General features: G+C 37.8%; 15 protein-coding genes. 12 read left to right on the top strand and 3 right to left on the bottom strand.

Going from position 1 to position 14946, the window contains the following annotated elements:
• Positions 1–4 precede the first annotated feature (4 nt).
• Both RCG25_RS18795 and RCG25_RS18790 read right to left on the bottom strand, forming a co-directional pair.
• Entirely contained in the window at positions 5–883 is an 879-nt protein-coding gene (locus tag RCG25_RS18795) for a metallophosphoesterase (protein ID WP_308080342.1), read from the bottom strand.
• Positions 884–1046: 163 nt separating this feature from the next.
• Positions 1047–1898 carry a C39 family peptidase gene (locus tag RCG25_RS18790; RefSeq protein ID WP_374121085.1) on the bottom strand — a complete coding sequence of 284 codons (852 nt, stop codon included), beginning with the start codon at positions 1896–1898 and terminating at the stop codon, positions 1047–1049.
• Between the two features lie 207 nt (positions 1899–2105).
• Here RCG25_RS18790 and RCG25_RS18785 point away from each other — a divergent pair, with 207 nt between their 5' ends.
• The 12 genes from RCG25_RS18785 (at position 2106) to RCG25_RS18730 (ending at position 13080) form a co-directional block, all read left to right on the top strand.
• Entirely contained in the window at positions 2106–3317 is a 1212-nt protein-coding gene (locus tag RCG25_RS18785) for an EAL domain-containing protein (protein WP_308080340.1), read from the top strand.
• A gap of 99 nt (positions 3318–3416) precedes the next feature.
• Positions 3417–3650: a hypothetical protein gene (locus tag RCG25_RS18780; RefSeq protein ID WP_308080339.1), complete on the top strand. Its 234-nt coding sequence runs from the start codon at positions 3417–3419 to the stop codon at positions 3648–3650.
• Positions 3651–4067: 417 nt separating this feature from the next.
• Positions 4068–4304 (top strand): YkuJ family protein, encoded by a 237-nt coding sequence (locus RCG25_RS18775; protein ID WP_040204715.1) that lies wholly within the window; start codon positions 4068–4070, stop codon positions 4302–4304.
• A gap of 110 nt (positions 4305–4414) precedes the next feature.
• A complete protein-coding gene (gene cbpB / locus RCG25_RS18770) occupies positions 4415–4858 on the top strand; it encodes a cyclic-di-AMP-binding protein CbpB (RefSeq protein ID WP_308080338.1) in 444 nt (147 codons plus the stop codon).
• Positions 4859–5104: 246 nt separating this feature from the next.
• Positions 5105–6622, top strand: coding sequence for an MDR family MFS transporter (locus RCG25_RS18765; RefSeq protein ID WP_308080337.1), 1518 nt, complete (start codon positions 5105–5107; stop codon positions 6620–6622).
• Positions 6623–6654: 32 nt separating this feature from the next.
• A complete protein-coding gene (locus tag RCG25_RS18760) occupies positions 6655–7542 on the top strand; it encodes a transcriptional regulator CcpC (RefSeq protein ID WP_308080336.1) in 888 nt (295 codons plus the stop codon).
• Positions 7543–7652: 110 nt separating this feature from the next.
• Positions 7653–8363 (top strand): 2,3,4,5-tetrahydropyridine-2,6-dicarboxylate N-acetyltransferase, encoded by a 711-nt coding sequence (dapD, locus tag RCG25_RS18755; protein ID WP_308080335.1) that lies wholly within the window; start codon positions 7653–7655, stop codon positions 8361–8363.
• 87 nt (positions 8364–8450) lie between these two features.
• Positions 8451–9590: an N-acetyldiaminopimelate deacetylase gene (locus RCG25_RS18750; protein WP_308080334.1), complete on the top strand. Its 1140-nt coding sequence runs from the start codon at positions 8451–8453 to the stop codon at positions 9588–9590.
• Positions 9591–9862: 272 nt separating this feature from the next.
• Positions 9863–10411, top strand: a complete 549-nt coding sequence (locus RCG25_RS18745) for a peroxiredoxin (protein WP_308080333.1) — start codon at positions 9863–9865, stop codon at positions 10409–10411.
• A gap of 69 nt (positions 10412–10480) precedes the next feature.
• On the top strand, positions 10481–10936 hold the full coding sequence (locus RCG25_RS18740; protein WP_308080332.1) for a TlpA disulfide reductase family protein: 456 nt from the start codon (positions 10481–10483) through the stop codon (positions 10934–10936).
• A 502-nt stretch (positions 10937–11438) separates the two neighbouring features.
• Positions 11439–12350: a DUF4349 domain-containing protein gene (locus tag RCG25_RS18735; RefSeq protein WP_308080331.1), complete on the top strand. Its 912-nt coding sequence runs from the start codon at positions 11439–11441 to the stop codon at positions 12348–12350.
• A gap of 70 nt (positions 12351–12420) precedes the next feature.
• Positions 12421–13080, top strand: a complete 660-nt coding sequence (locus RCG25_RS18730) for a potassium channel family protein (protein ID WP_308080330.1) — start codon at positions 12421–12423, stop codon at positions 13078–13080.
• Between the two features lie 195 nt (positions 13081–13275).
• Here RCG25_RS18730 and rnjA read toward each other — a convergent pair whose 3' ends face one another.
• Positions 13276–14943 (bottom strand): ribonuclease J1, encoded by a 1668-nt coding sequence (gene rnjA, locus RCG25_RS18725; RefSeq protein WP_308080329.1) that lies wholly within the window; start codon positions 14941–14943, stop codon positions 13276–13278.
• Positions 14944–14946 lie beyond the last annotated feature (3 nt).

Raw genomic sequence — 14946 nt, 5'->3', positions numbered from 1 at the left:
TTTTTTATATGTCTTCTGATGAGAGTAATGTAAAAATGGTTAGCTCTGGTTTGGACATAAACCGGAAAGGTAATCTAGTAGTTCCAATGCCTCTGTTAACATATAGAGTTAACTTGTGATTATTTTCTATGGTATAAAGTCCCTCTGGATAGTTTTTGGCATAAGGCGGTATAACAAGCGGACCAATGAAGGGAAGTTTAACTTGTCCACCATGGCTGTGGCCACTTATTTGCCAGTTAATCGGATATTGTGCAGCTGTTTCGGCAAGGTCTGGAGCATGTGAAAGTAAGATTTTAAAACAATCGTTAGGAACATTTTTTAAGGCAAGAGGTAAATTGGGCCTTCCTAACATGGCATCATCAATTCCTAATAAAAAGATAGCACTTCCATCCTTTACTTTTATTTCTTTTGCTTCATTTAGTAAGACGCTGAAATTAGTGGTTTCCATAATATTACGGTAAATGTCTGAACCGTAGCCACCATGATCATGATTACCGAATATGCAATACTTTCCAAGTGGGGCATGTAATTTTTCTAAAAGATCTACAAGTTTATTGATTTCCGTGTATTTATTTGGCTCGTCCATTAAATCTCCAGTAAAGATTATAATATCTGGCTGTATAGCATTTATTTTATCGACTAACCTCTTAAACTGGGTAAGAGTGTATTGAAATCCAAGGTGGGTATCGCTAAATTGGACCATCTTTATTCCATTAAAGCCTTTAGGGATTAACGGATGTTTCATTTGTTGTTCTTGAATATCGAGTAATGATGGTTCAATGCGGTTTGCATAAAGATAGCCCCCCGAACTTACTCCTAGAACGGCAAGAAATGAACCGAATGATCGTTTTAGAAATGTTCTCCTCGTCTGCTTTTTAGCCATTATTCTACCAGCCTTCTGTTATTGGACTTAAGGGGGTCCTTTCATATTGTCTTTAAAATTACCCCATATTGCAAGTGAAAAAGGTACTTGGTAGTTTTTATGCATATACGGTTCAAAAGATACTAATATACATTAAAAAAAGGCAGTCAATTTGACTGCCTTATTATTTATAACTTACTGCTCGACTTTGCAGGGCCTTCCAGGAGGAGATAAACTGTGTTTTACCGACTCTAACCTGTTTTCTACCTGATAGTGGATCATTTAAATACACGTAATTGGTATCAAAGCCAACTAACACTACTGCATGTAAATCAAGTGGTGTCTTGATGTATTGTTTTCCATGGTACCAGCCTTCCCACCGATCAGGCAGTCGGTAATCTCCAGTCGTCCAGACTACAACTGGAAAACCCGCAGCTACGTGCTCTAATACTTTGTCAAAGGGTTGGTTAGTCAAATTAACCGCTCTTCCCGGTAGTTTTTGATTGATTAATGCAATCATCGGTTTGTCAAACACAGCATACCCTGCTCGTCGGCCAGTCATATCCCCAACAAATCCATCAGCAGGATTTCCCCAGCGTAGTATGTCTCCTTTGGTTGAACGAATAATGGGATCTGGGTCTTTCTGGATGGAATGGTAAAGATCCATTTTATTGGTTTTCACGCCTGCATAATTCAAAACCATCGCTAAACTTGTTACTTCACACCCATAACGTAACTCGGGGTTTTGTTTGATTAAAACTACATTAAGCATGGCAGAATTTTTTTTCGGTGGAGCACTAACAGAATTACTCTTTATTGGCTTGTTTTTTACATTTATTATTTGGTCTTTAACGTCCGTTATGGTATTTGATTTATTACTAATAGGGACGGTCAGAGATTCGTTCTCGGAACTCTTACTTATCGGCACTCTAGACTCTGGTTTTTCCTTGTTAGAGACAGAATTTGTATTCGCATTAAAATGGCTGCAACCAAACATTGGAAGGAGTAATGCTGCCAAGCAAAGCTTCTTCAAAATTAATCCTCCTTTAACGCTCAATTAAAGCGTTGATCTTTTGGTATCACCATTTGCCCTATTAACACTGAATTCCAAAATCATTTTTAAAGGGCTTGTATGTAGGATGTGATTGTATCTAAGTTGCTATAATGGTATCCTTTTGGAAAAGAACGTGAAACGGCACGTACGCGTATGGTATAATGAAAATATTTTTTTGGAGGTACTTAGATGGATGCTTTGGATATCCTATCGGATGTTGAAAATTGCTTTCCCTATTTTCAGCCGATTTTTAGTGCCGATGAACAGCGGGTTATAGCTTATGAGGTCTTAGGGAGATACCAATCTGAAGGCAATATAATAAGCTTGGGTCCATTTTTTCAAGACGAAGAGATCCCTGATGAATATAAATACGAAGTGGATTTATTAATTGTTAAAAAGGCGCTTGAAAAATCAATGGAACTAGATCCTGATATTCGCTTGTTTTTAAATCGGAATGCCGATTTATTAATGTATAAACATGGTGAGCCATTTTTACAGGAGCTTTTAGCTTTTGAGAAAAGAGGGTTAAATCTTCAGCGAATAGTTCTGGAAATTTCTGATCGTAATTACAATGGGGATGTGGATCAATTTGACCATCTTCTGCAGTATTACAGGACATATGGTATTAAAATTGCCATAGCTAGTGTTGACAGTGAAAGTCATTATTTTGAACGTCTAGGTCAGCTTAATCCAGATATATTAAAAATCAATTTACATCCGCTAAAATCGACGTCAACAGGGATGAACTTTAATGATGTTTTGTTCTCCTTGTCGCTTTTTGCAAGAAAAATAGGTGCTACTCTTTTGTTTGAAAATATTGAAATGAGTTATCAGCTGCAATTTGCTTGGAAAAATGGTGGCCATTATTATCAGGGATATTACTTACACCCACCATCTGCTGAGTTCATAGAACGAGACTTATTAAAGCATCGGTTAAAAGAAAAATTTCATGATTTTATTTCCTATGAAAAGAAAAAGTTAGAGGCTGTTTTTACTACTGCAGAAAACTTGCAAGTAAAGGTTCAGGAGCTAGTGATAAAAAACAGAAAAGCAAGTTATGAAGAACTTTTTCAGGCTTTGATAAAGGAAATGGATCAGGTGGCATTTAGGATGTATATATGTGACGAAGATGGTTTTCAAAAGTCAGCAAATATTTTTAAAGATAAAAATGGCTGGATCAGCCAATCTGAGTACTTAAATAAAAACTGGAGTTGGCGTCCCTATTTTTTAGAAAACATAATAAAAATGCGTCATGAACAAAAAGGTATTCTGTCTGATTTATATTGTGACATTGAAACAGGTGAAACCATTCGAACTTTTTCCTTTCCAATGAACGGGAATGATTATCTATTCATTGATATCTCGTACCAATATTTATTTGAACATGATCAACTTCTTTAAACATACAGTTGAATAGAAAGATTCCTGAAGTGGCATTTTAATGAAGAGGGTACTACAGCCGGTCAATACGGAACACTTCATTAAAAAGGGGTTTTGTTAATGGGTTTTATCAATATTCTTGGAATTCTTATTATTGCAATTCTTGCCATTTCGGCTATTTATACGCTGGTTTTAGGTAGACAGCAGAAAGTGGTTGAAGGGAATATGGATACTCAAATAGAAAAACATGTTCAGAAGCATGCATATATTAAAAATCCAATTTTTTTAGCCTACGGAATCTTCTTTGCTTTACTACTTTTCATCGTTTTTTTTGTTGCAATTACTTTTTATTAATGGGTCTCAATAAGGGATCCATTTTTTTATGCGTTTTCTAAAAAAATCTGTGTTAAAGAAAAGTGTTAATTTTTACACCCTGTTGATTGGAGCGGAAGGCACGAAGACTCCTGTGGGAGTGTGGTTCAGGGGAGACCCCGCAGGCGCAAGCGCCGAGGAGGCTCGCCGAAACACCCACGGAAAGCGAAGTGCCTGGAGAGGAAATCAACAGGCTATTTTAACAAAGCCATAAAAAAAATACCTAATTCTTTATTTTTACTTGGACAAATGGAGTGTGTTATTTTATTCTTTTAATATTGGCATATAAATTCACTCGATTGTAAAATTTTGAAAAAATCTTCAATCAGGATAGAAATAGGCCAAATGAGAAACATATCTGTATACAGTTATGTTTGTGTTTGAAAGGAGAAGAAGCAAATGTCACAGCTTCAAGGTATATTAACAAGATTAAAAAATCTACAGGAACAATCAAATAGTGGTGAACCAGCTCAACGCTATTTTGAGGTAAATGGTGAAAGAAAATGTCAGGTTACATTTCATCCGAAAACAGAAACATTTGAATTAGAAATATATAACGAGAAGGAAAAGCCAAAAAGATATCAATTTGATAATATTGATATGATTACAATTGAAATTTTTGATTTGATTCAATAGGAACCCTCGGGTTCCTTTCTTTTTCGAATATGATTTAAATTTTTCACAGACCCCCGAAAACTATGATAAAATAAGTCTGTAGAAAAACAAATATTGAGGAGTTTTCGGCGATGATCAGTCTTCCAAGCGGGGAATTTTTAGAGTATACGATAGAAGAATTAATGATACCATCAGAGCGCGTTGCACATGTGCAAATCGGAAACAATCTCGAACATGCATTGTTGGTCTTAACAAAAAGTGGTTATACAGCTATACCTGTATTAGACCCGCATTATAAACTACATGGGTTAATCAGTACCCCCATCATAATGGATTCTATTCTTGGACTTGAACGAATTGAATTTGAAGCGCTTGAAAATAAACGGGTAGAAGAGGTCATGAAGAGTTCAATACCTCGAGTAAAAGTGAATGATTCAATCTATTTGTGCTTAGATTTATTGGTTAACCATCCATTCCTTTGTGTAGAAACAGAGGAAGGCTTCTTTGAGGGCATACTCCCAAGAAGCACGGTATTAAACCAACTAAACAAGGTAGTAAAAAGGTTTAAAAAATAGGCTGTGTTAAAGAACAGTGTTGATTTTTACACCTGTTGATTGGAGCGGAAGGCACGAAGACTCCTGTGGGAGTATGGTTCAGGGGAGACCCCGCAGGCGCAAGCGCCGAGGAGGCTCGCCGAAACACCCACGAACCGCTCGTGCCTGGAGCGGAAATCAACAGGCAAGTTTAACAAAGCCAAAAAATAAGATGGTAAGAGCTCCCAATTAGGGAGCTGTATTTATTTAAAGATATGAGGTGTTAAGATGAGTAATACCACCACTAAGAATGCCGCAGCAGGCAGTGCTCGAAAAAAGCAAACGAAAAAGCCACTTGTATTAGCTTCTGTTATGCTAGCCATGTTTATGGGGGCGATTGAGGCAACGATTGTTTCAACCGCCATGCCGGCAATAGTAGCAGATTTGGGTGGATTCACACTTTATAGTTGGGTTTTTTCTGCTTATCTTTTAATGAATTCAATAACGGTACTTATCTATGGTAAATTATCAGATTTGTTCGGTAGAAAGCCGATTCTCACGTTTGGGATTATAATTTTCTTACTAGGTTCTATCCTTTGTGGGTTTGCGACATCTATGAAAACACTCATCATCTTTCGATTGATTCAAGGGTTCGGTGCTGGTGCTGTCATGCCGATCGCGACAACTATTGTCGGAGATATTTATACAGCTGAAGAAAGAGCAAAGATACAGGGGTATCTTTCAAGTGTGTGGGGGATATCCGCTATTACAGGTCCTGCTGTTGGTGGTTTACTTGTTCAATATGTCAGTTGGCATTATGTATTCTGGATAAACATTCCTCTTGGTATACTCTCCTTAATAGGGCTATGGATGTATCTTCATGAAAATGTTGAAAAGAAAAAACATGACATTGATTATATTGGGGCGGTTTTATTAACTGTTACAATATCCTCACTTATGTTTGTCCTCGTAGAAGCAGGAAGCCATTGGGCATGGGGATCTTGGCAAATTGTTAGTCTTTTAGTTTTATCAGTACTCGCCTTGATTGCATTCGTTTTTCAGGAAAGTCGTGCGATTGAGCCGGTTATGCCATTTTCAATATGGAAAGAGCGTTCCATATTTATAGCTAATATAACTTCATTGACTACTGGGATTATGTTAATTGGAATATCAAGCTTCCTACCTACTTTTGTTCAAGGTGTTATGGAACAAACACCAATTGTAGCCGGTTTTACATTAACTACGATGTCTATCGGATGGCCAATTGCCTCTACACTTGCAGGGAGAATGCTTATCTCAATAGGTTATCGTAAAACTTCTATAATTGGTGGCGTATTCTTAATCCTAGGGAGCTTTGTTTTTATCACGATGTCATCTTCTTCGGGTCCAATATGGGCAGCAGTGGGTTCCTTTTTTGTTGGTGTAGGTATGGGTCTAACATCAACGGCATTTATTGTTTCCATTCAAAGTACTGTTAGCTGGCAGCAAAGAGGAATAGCTACAGCGGCAAACATGTTCATGCGAAATCTGGGCAATACAATAGGAGCAGCATTACTGGGAGGAATACTGAATAACAGATTGAATGCTTACTTTAGCCAAAAAGATCCTTCTTTATCAGTTGACGATACAAATATTCTCTTAAAGGTAAGTGAGCGTGAAGACCTCGCGGGAGGGGTGCGCCGGATCTTACAGGATGGACTAACCTTATCATTACATACGGTTTATTATGTGGTCTTTACATTTGCTATAATTAGTCTAGTTTTAATCTTTTTTATTCCGAAAAAAAAGGATGAAGGCTCTGTGTAAAGTTCACAGGGCTTTTTTTAGGAGTGATCACGTTGTCCTCATTATCAGAATTTCACTTATTATCTGTACTTGCACAAGAAATGAATATGCGAAAAGCTTCTGAACGGCTGTTTGTTTCGCAACCCGCTCTTTCACAGCGCTTACAAACAATTGAAAAAGATTGGGGCACAAAATTATTTATTCGATCGCAAAAGGGGTTAGCCCTAACTCCATCTGGAGAACATGTGATTGATTTTGTGAATGATGTACTAAAAAAACAGGAGAAGGTTCGTGAGACCATTCACTCCCTTCAATCAGGCGTTTCAGGGACATTAAAAATTGCTGTTGCATCAATTGTAGGACAAAATTGGCTGCCACAAGTTTTAAAAAAGTTTATTGATAAATATCCACAAGCGAAAATTTCATTAGTAACTGGGTGGAGCAGTGAGATTTTAAAATGCCTATACGATGATCAGGTTCATATTGGGATTATACGTGGAACACCGGACTGGAAAGGGGTAAAGGTACACCTATTTAATGATCCTCTGTATTTAGTTGACAGAGAAATTACCAGACCAGAGCAGGTTTTGGCGACCGATCGTCCTTTTATTCAATTTAAAAGTGATTCCAATTACTATCAGGAAATTCAGGATTGGTGGATGCGGAATTTTAAAATGTCCCCAAAGAGAACAGTTGTGGTTGACCAAATTGAAACCTGTAAACAGATGGCTTTTAATGGTATTGGCTATGCCATTTTGCCAGGAATCACCTTAACTAAGGCAGAGAGGGATATTTTCAAAATTCCTCTTGTAAATGAGAATAATGAAGCATTAAAACGTGATACTTGGCTACTTGGTTATGAATCTTCTTTCCAGTTAAAACAGGTTCAAGCATTTGTCGAACTTATTAAGGAGCATATCGCCGAATCTTCAGAAGATTGATGTTGTTTTTTCTTGTTTTCGACTCTTTTGTTTGTTAAAGTATTTTCTATAATAACTGAAGCGACTAAGCGCTTCTACTTTATTAGATCAACTACATAGGGGGCAACAATATGAAAATGATGGATGCAAATGAAATTATCTCTTTTATTCAAAATAGTAAAAAATCGACTCCGGTTAAAGTGTATTTGAAGGGTGATTTAGAAGGATTAGATTTTGGCAGCAATTCAAAAGTGTTTATTAACGGAAATACTGGAGTAGTTTTTGGTGAGTGGTCAGAAATTAATGCAGTATTAGAAGCAAATCAAGCAAAAATAGAAGATTATGTACTAGAAAATGACCGCAGAAATTCTGCGATTCCACTTCTAGACACTAAAAACATCAATGCTCGTATCGAACCAGGTGTAATCATCCGTGATCAAGTGGAAATTGGTGATAACGCAGTTATAATGATGGGTGCAGTAATTAATATTGGTGCAGTTATTGGTGAGAAGACTATGATTGATATGGGCGTTGTCCTAGGTGGAAGAGCAACTGTTGGTAAAAATTGCCACATAGGTGCTGGTACTGTATTAGCAGGAGTAATTGAGCCACCATCAGCAAAGCCTGTTGTCATTGAGGATGATGTATTGATCGGTGCGAATGCAGTAGTCCTTGAAGGTGTTACAGTTGGTACAGGCTCTGTGGTTGCTGCAGGCGCAGTTGTGACAAAAGATGTTCCGCCGTACACAGTAGTTGCAGGGACACCTGCAAAGAAAATCAAGGATATTGACGAAAAGACAAAATCAAAAACTGAAATAATGCAAGAGCTTCGTCAGTTATAAGAAAAGCGTAAGCGCCTTGAACAGACTGATGTAAGAACAAAACAAAGCGTGGAGCTTCTCCACGCTTGTTTTATAGGAGAGAAGAGGGTGAAGGTAGTGAATGATTTAATTAACATCCGACGTGATTTACATCAAATTCCTGAACTTGGTTTTCAGGAGTTTAAAACACAGGCTTATTTGTTGTCATATCTAAAGTCTCTACCACAGGAACGGCTAACTATTAAGGAGTGGAAGACGGGGCTATTTGTCATGCTCCAAGGTTTAAATCCTCAAAAAACGATTGGATACCGGACGGATATTGATGGACTTCCAATAAGTGAGGAAACAGGATTACCATTTTCCTCTACACACGATTCATATATGCATGCCTGTGGTCATGATTTCCACATGAGCATTGCTCTAGGAGTGTTGACTCACTTTATCCGGAAGCCAATTAATGATAATCTTTTATTTGTTTTTCAACCTGCCGAGGAAGGTCCTGGAGGGGCAGAACCAATGCTGAAATCGGACATTATGCAGGAATGGAAACCGGATATGATTTTTGCTCTTCATATAGCACCAGAGTATCCTGTCGGAACGATTGCATTAAAGCCTGGGTTGTTATTTGCTAATACCTCAGAATTGTTCATTGACCTCATTGGAAAGGGAGGTCATGCCGCCTATCCCCACCAAACAAATGATATGGTTGTTGGTGCGTGCATGCTGGTTAATCAGTTGCAAACGATTATCTCAAGAAATGTGGACCCATTAGATAGTGCTGTAGTGACAATAGGAAAGATTACAGGGGGAACTGTTCAAAATATTATTGCAGAAAAAGCTAGGCTAGAAGGGACGATTCGGACATTGTCACCAGATTCGATGCGAAAGGTGAAACAACGTATAGAAGCGTTGGTAAAAGGGATCGAAACAGGCTTTGACTGTAAAGCGGTAATTGATTATGGTTCCATGTATTATCAGGTAAATAATAATGAGTCAATTACAAAAGAATTCATTGGAACCATTAAAAAAGAGACTGATATCCATGTGGTTGAATGTAAGGAAGCGATGACTGGCGAAGACTTTGGATATATGCTCAAAGAAATTCCAGGGCTGATGTTTTGGCTTGGTGTAGATTCACCATTCGGTTTACACCATTCCAAATTAAATCCAAATGAAAGTGCAATCGACGTTGCAGTAAAAGCTATGACGACATATATCGAGTTTAAAGGAAACGAAAGTTACCTGTAGTACAAGCCTTATCATTTCAACTTATCGATTAGACATGATAAAATCAAATAGAATAAAAAGAATATTGTTACATATCGTCGTTTATTCTATTGCGAATAGGGCAAAACTTAATAAGGGATATTTAGGTTATAGTTAATAATTAATATTTATTTAAATTAATTATAATTTAATATTGACTCAAAATAGTCTTTATCCTATAATGAAAATGTCAAAGAGATAGCAAATAAGACTTGCTATAAACTCATTTTATGTAATTATTGGAGGGATTCGGTATGCCAGAACGTATGGTAGGTAAACAAGCTCCACGATTTGAAATGGAAGCGGTTATGCCAAACAAAGAATTTAAAAAAGTAAGTCTTGAAGAAAACATGAAAAATGATAAATGGACAGTATTGTTCTTCTATCCAATGGACTTCACATTTGTATGTCCAACTGAAATTACAGCAATGTCTGATCGTTATGATGAGTTCGAAGATCTTGATGCGGAAGTTATTGGTGCTTCAACTGATACTATCCATACTCACCTTGCTTGGATTAAAACAGATCGCAAAGAAAATGGTCTTGGCGACTTGAACTATCCTCTAGCTGCTGACACTAACCATGTTGTAGCACGTGACTATGGAGTGTTAATTGAAGAAGAAGGTATTGCATTACGTGGATTATTCATCATCAGCCCTGAAGGCGAATTAATGTACTCTGTTGTTAACCACAACAACATTGGCCGTGACGTGGATGAGACACTACGTGTTCTTCAAGCATTACAAACTGGTGGTCTTTGCCCAGCTAACTGGAAGCCTGGACAAGCTACACTTAATGTTTAATTTTTAACAAACAAAAGATAGACCTAACCTTTTTAAAGTGTTAGGTCTTTTTAATAGGAGGATTTTCAAATGAAATTACGTGAACCAATGCCGGAGTTAGCGGGTGCAACAGAATGGTTAAACGGACAAGTGACAAGAGAGGATTTGATTGGTGAGAAACCAACATTAATCCATTTTTGGTCTATCAGCTGTCATTTATGTAAGGAAGCGATGCCACAGGTAAATCAATTCCGTGATGATTTTAAGGACAAGCTAAATGTTGTTGCCGTTCATATGCCCCGTTCTGAAAATGACTTGAACCTGGAAGAAATAAAGCAAGTAGCAGCTGAACACGGTATCACACAACCGATTTTTGTTGATAATGAGCATAAGCTTACTGAAGCGCTTGAAAATCAATATGTTCCTGCCTACTATGTATTCGATCGTGAAGGGAAACTTCGACATTTCCAAGCGGGTGGAAGTGGAATGAAAATGCTTGAAAAACGTGTAAATCGAGTATTAGATGAGTTAGAAAAAACAGAATAAAATAAACAAAAGACTGTCCGTTACATCAAACGGACAGTTTTTTTCACTATAAGAAAGTATAAAATTCGACTTCGAGAATTGTCTAGCTCCAGCGCCTAGCCCCTCGGGTCAAATGTTCTTTGGCAATAAAAGTCAAAGGACGGACTTTTCTTGCCAAAGAACATTTGCCTGTCGGGGCTGACCAAGGCGCTTGCGCTTTTCTTATTTTGGTGATTTTAAAGCATATTGTTGATACCCTGTTGATTGGAGCGGAAGGCACGAAGACTCCTGCGGGAGTACGGGGCAGGGGAGACCCCGCAGGAGCAAAGCGACGAGGAGGCTCCCCGGCACGCCCGCGAACCGCTTGTGCCTGGAGTGGAAATCAACAGGCACTTTTAATATAGCCATTTATTTTTGTAGTGTTGTAACCTTGTGTCCTTTTTATCGTCCGTATTAATAACACTGGATTCTGTAGTATTTATTCTGCCTGGCAATGACGATATATAAAAGGGGTGTCAAGGTTATGAAAAGATTAATTAAATGGGTACCAATTTATTTACTGATTATGTGCATGGTTTTAGCAGGATGTAGTTCTAGCAGTAAAAGTGAATCGGCTAAGATGAACGAAGATAAAGCCGTAATGGATTCTGCTCCATCTGGCAGCCAAGAGGAAACAATGAATGCTTCAGGTGAAAAAGCTAAGGGGGAACAAACAAACCAATCTGATAAACTAGAGGCAACTAGTCAGATGGTTATTTATCAGGCGGATTTGCAGCTTCGAGTAAAGAAATTTGAGAGGACAGTCCAAAGTTTAGAAGAAAAAGCAGTGAAATATGGAGGCTATATTTCAGAATCCAACGTGGCAAAAGAGGGGAACGAACAATTAAGCGGGAGAATTGTTATACGAATACCGCAAAAATATTTTCAAACCTTTCTACATGATGCGGAAGGGGAAGCTGTAGAAGTACTCCAGAGAAACATTTCTGGGCAAGATGTAACGGAAGAATATGTTGACCTTGAATCAAGATTAAAATCAAAAAGAGTAGTGGAAGAACGGCTCCTAGCTTTTATGAAAAATGCAACCAAAACAGAGGATCTATTAAAAATCTCCTCTGATTTAGCTGTTGTTCAGGAGGAAATTGAAACCATTGAAGGTAGAATGAAATATCTGGATAATCAAATATCACTTTCTACAGTGACAATTACCCTTTACGAGAATAAGGTGAGCGTTCCTGACCTTAATAAAGACCAGTTAAATACATGGGAAAAAACAAAAAAACAATTTATGAAGAGTACGAACATGCTCTTAGCTTTCTTATCAGGAGTTGTTGTTTTTATTATTGGAAACCTACCTATCCTTATAGTATTGGGTGTAATCGGATTCTTAGGTTTACTAGTATTTAAGCAGAGACGAAACCGAAATAGACAAGATTAGTGGCGCTCTCAAGCACCAGAATGCTATGATAGTACCATCATGATTAATGAGTTAGCGGGGGAGTCATAATATGAAGAAGAGTTATGCGGTAATTGGTTTAGGACGTTTCGGTGGTAGTATATGCCGGACGCTAACCGATGAAGGAATGGAAGTATTGGCTATTGATGTAAATGAAGAGCGAGTAAATGAATATGCAATGATTGCTTCCCATGCGGTGGTTGGTGATACAACAGATGAAAATGTATTAAAAAGCCTCGGGATTCGGAATTTTGATCATGTAATTGTAGCCATCGGCGATGATATTCAATCGAGTATCTTAACTACCCTAATCTTAAAGGAATTAGGAGTTGGACGTATTACAGTTAAAGCTCAAAATGATTATCATGAAAAAGTTCTTAGGAAAATTGGAGCGGATCATGTTGTACACCCGGAAAGGGATATGGGAAAACGAATTGCAACTAATATGGCCTCAAGCAATGTGGTTGATTATCTACAACTTTCTGATGAGCATAGCATAGTCGAAATCGTTGCTAACGGTAAGCTTAGTGGTCACACAATTATTGATTTGGATATCCGTAAGAAATACGGACTAAATATTGTTGCAATTAAAAGAGGAGAAGAAATTATTGTCTCTCCACAAGCAAAGGAAACGATTTACCTTAATGATGTATTAATCGTAATAGGAACTGATACCGACATAGACAGATTTGAAAAGAAAGTCCTTGAATAACGCAAAAGCTCCAGCCTCTAGGCTGGAGCTTTTATGTTATTTCATTAGAGTATAAAATTCGACTTCGAGAATTGGCCAGCTCCAGCGCCTAGCCCCTCGGGTCAAATAACCTTCGGCAATAAAAGTCAAAGGGCGACTTTTTTGCCGAAGAACATTTGCCTGTCGGGGCTGACCAAGGCGCTTCCGCTTTTCTTATTACACTTCCATAATGATTGGAAGTATCATTGGTCTTCGTTTTGTTTTTTCATAAAGGAATGGTGCTAACGTGTCTGTAATTTCGTTTTTAATTTCAGACCATTGGCTTGTTTTTCGTTCCATAACCTTATTTAAGTGTTTAGTGATTAAGTTTTGTGCATCATTAATTAGATCACCAGATTCTCTCATATAAACAAATCCACGAGAGATAAGGTCTGGTCCTGAGGCAATTTTAAATTCCTTCATATTAATACTCACTACGACAACGACTAAACCTTCTTCTGAAAGAATTCTTCTATCGCGGAGAACGATATTTCCGATGTCACCTACGCCGCTACCATCAATATAGACAGAGCCTGAAGGGATTTTCCCAGCAACCTGTGCCGTATTTTCAGAGAGGGCTAATACTTCACCATTGTCCATGATAAAGCAATTTTCTTCTTCTACGCCACAATCAACTGCAAGCTTTGCATGCATTTTTTGCATCCGGTATTCACCGTGGATAGGCATGAAGAATTTTGGTCTAATTAAACGAAGCATAAGCTTTTGCTCTTCTTGACCACCGTGACCAGAAGTATGGATATTACTTAGTTTACCGTGGATAACCTCTGCCCCGGCTCTGTAAAGCATATTAATCGTTCTGCTAACACTGATTGTATTCCCTGGAATTGGTGATGAAGAAAATACAACAGTATCCCCAGGAATAATTTGAATTTGACGGTGTGTTCCATTAGCAATTCTTGAAAGTGCCGCCATCGGTTCACCCTGACTTCCTGTACAAAGGATCGTCACTTTATCTGCAGGTAGACGATTAATTTGATTGGACTCAATAAACGTTTCCTTAGGCGCAATAATATAACCTAATTCAATGCCAATGTTTATAGCTGCTTCCATACTCCGTCCAAAAACAGCCACTTTTCTACCATTTACTACAGCAGCTTCCACTACCTGTTGCAGTCTGTGAATATTTGATGCAAATGTAGCGAAAATGATACGGCCATCTACTTTCCTGAAAATATCATGAATACTTTCACCGACACGACGTTCTGACATCGTGAAATCAGGTATTTCGCTGTTAGTACTATCAGAAAGCAAGCACAATACGCCCTCTTTACCGATTTCAGCCATTTTAGTCAAATTTGCTGGTTCTCCAACAGGGGTAAAATCAAATTTAAAATCACCCGTATGAACGACTTGACCAGGAGGTGTTTTTACAACAATACCATAGGAGTCAGGGATACTGTGGGTCGTACGGAAAAAAGTAACCGATGTTTTGCGGAATTTAATGATATCGTCTTCTTTAATTTCAATCAGTTTAGCATTTCTTAATAAGCCATGCTCTTCTAATTTATTTTTAATTAAGCCCAATGCCAATTTTCCGCCGTAAATAGGAATATTAATCTCACGAAGTAAGTAAGGAATTCCACCAATGTGATCCTCGTGTCCGTGTGTTACAAATAATCCTTTTATTTTATCTTCATTTTTAACAAGGTAAGTGTAATCAGGTATAACATAATCGATACCTAATAACTCATCTTCAGGAAACTTAATTCCAGCATCAATTAAGATGATTTCATCTTGGAACTGAACTGCATACGTATTTTTGCCTATTTCACCTAAACCACCTAAGGCAAAAACTGCAGTTTGATCATTTTTTACAAATTTCATAAA

It is taken from the genome of Neobacillus sp. PS2-9 (assembly GCF_030915525.1).
Lineage (GTDB): Bacteria > Bacillota > Bacilli > Bacillales > Cytobacillaceae > Neobacillus.
Note: the sequence above shows the minus strand (reverse complement) of the source record. Positions and strands in the feature narration are given on the sequence as shown.